Below are 1,052 nucleotides of genomic sequence, written 5' to 3'. Positions count from 1 at the left end.
GTACCGGCCTCTGATCGTTGTCGGCATCCACGTAATATCCCAGCACCACACCTGGTTCGGGCCATCGGCACGATGGGTCGTAAGCGTGCGTTGTTGCGGGGCTCGCGCACGGCCTCGACGCTGGCCCTGTCCTGCCGCTTTCAGCACCCGGTAGAACGTCGATTCGGACGCCAGATACACCCCCTCATCAGCCAGCTTCGGCACAATCTGGTGCGGCGTCAGACTCGCGTAGTCCGGGCGGTTGGCCGCCTCGAGCACGGCCTGACGCTCGGCCTCACTGAGCTTGTTGGGCGGCGCCGCACGCCTGAGCTGAGTTCGCCCATCCTGCGGCGACAGGCGCCAGCGCTGGACACTGCGCACACTGAGCCCCAACTGCTCGCAGGCACGCGAGCGGCGTGCTCCCTGCTGTACCGCTTCATCGATCAACTGCATGGCTTCCTCGCGATCCGGGCCGCTGATCAGTCGTCCTCTTCCTTGCCCCAGATCGCTTCGGCTTTTTTTCGCAGGTTCAGCAACGCCGCCGCCTCCGCACGCGCGGCATCGCTGCGCCTGAGCTGACGCTCCAGTTCACGGATGCGTTTTTGAGCGGCCTTTGCTTCATTGCGCTGGGCAGCCGTGGGCCTGGTTTCAGGCGCTACATTGGCCTGTTCACAGGCTTCGCGCCACTGCCGGATCTGCTCCGGATAAATGCCCTTGCTGCGGCAGTATTGTGAGGTCTCGGCCTCGTTGAGCGATGCCGTCTCCAGCACCACCCTGAACTTGTCGGCGCTTGACCACTGATCGCTGGTTCTGCCCTTGCCCGGCATGAATACCCCTGCATCTCTTGCACGCAGCCGCCAGGTCCGTAGCGTCACCGTGGTGATGCCCGTCGCGCCTGCCAGCTCAATGACCGCACGATTGAACGGCGGCATCATCTGTTTGATTGCCCATTCCCGCGTCTCCGCTGAATAGCGTTTCATCTTCCATTCGCTGTCCGCCCCCCATCTTTACACCAATCGGTTCGGGTGAGGCGACAACTAGCCTGACATGGAGGGCGGCAAAGAAAAGTAGGT

At 62.9% G+C, this 1,052-nt stretch carries 2 protein-coding genes; both read right to left on the bottom strand.

From position 1 onward, the window contains the following. Positions 1 to 432 (bottom strand): helix-turn-helix domain-containing protein (locus SB753_RS34410; RefSeq protein ID WP_410804498.1); only part of this gene is annotated, 432 nt, incomplete at its 3' end. 26 nt (positions 433 to 458) lie between these two features. Further along, positions 459 to 959, bottom strand: coding sequence for a transposase (locus SB753_RS34405; RefSeq protein WP_410804496.1), 501 nt, complete (start codon positions 957 to 959; stop codon positions 459 to 461). Positions 960 to 1,052: the final 93 nt, after the last annotated feature.

The sequence above is a fragment of the Paraburkholderia sp. SIMBA_053 genome, from assembly GCF_046534895.1.
Taxonomy (GTDB): domain Bacteria; phylum Pseudomonadota; class Gammaproteobacteria; order Burkholderiales; family Burkholderiaceae; genus Paraburkholderia; species Paraburkholderia caledonica.
This window is presented reverse-complemented; position numbering and strand designations above follow the sequence as displayed.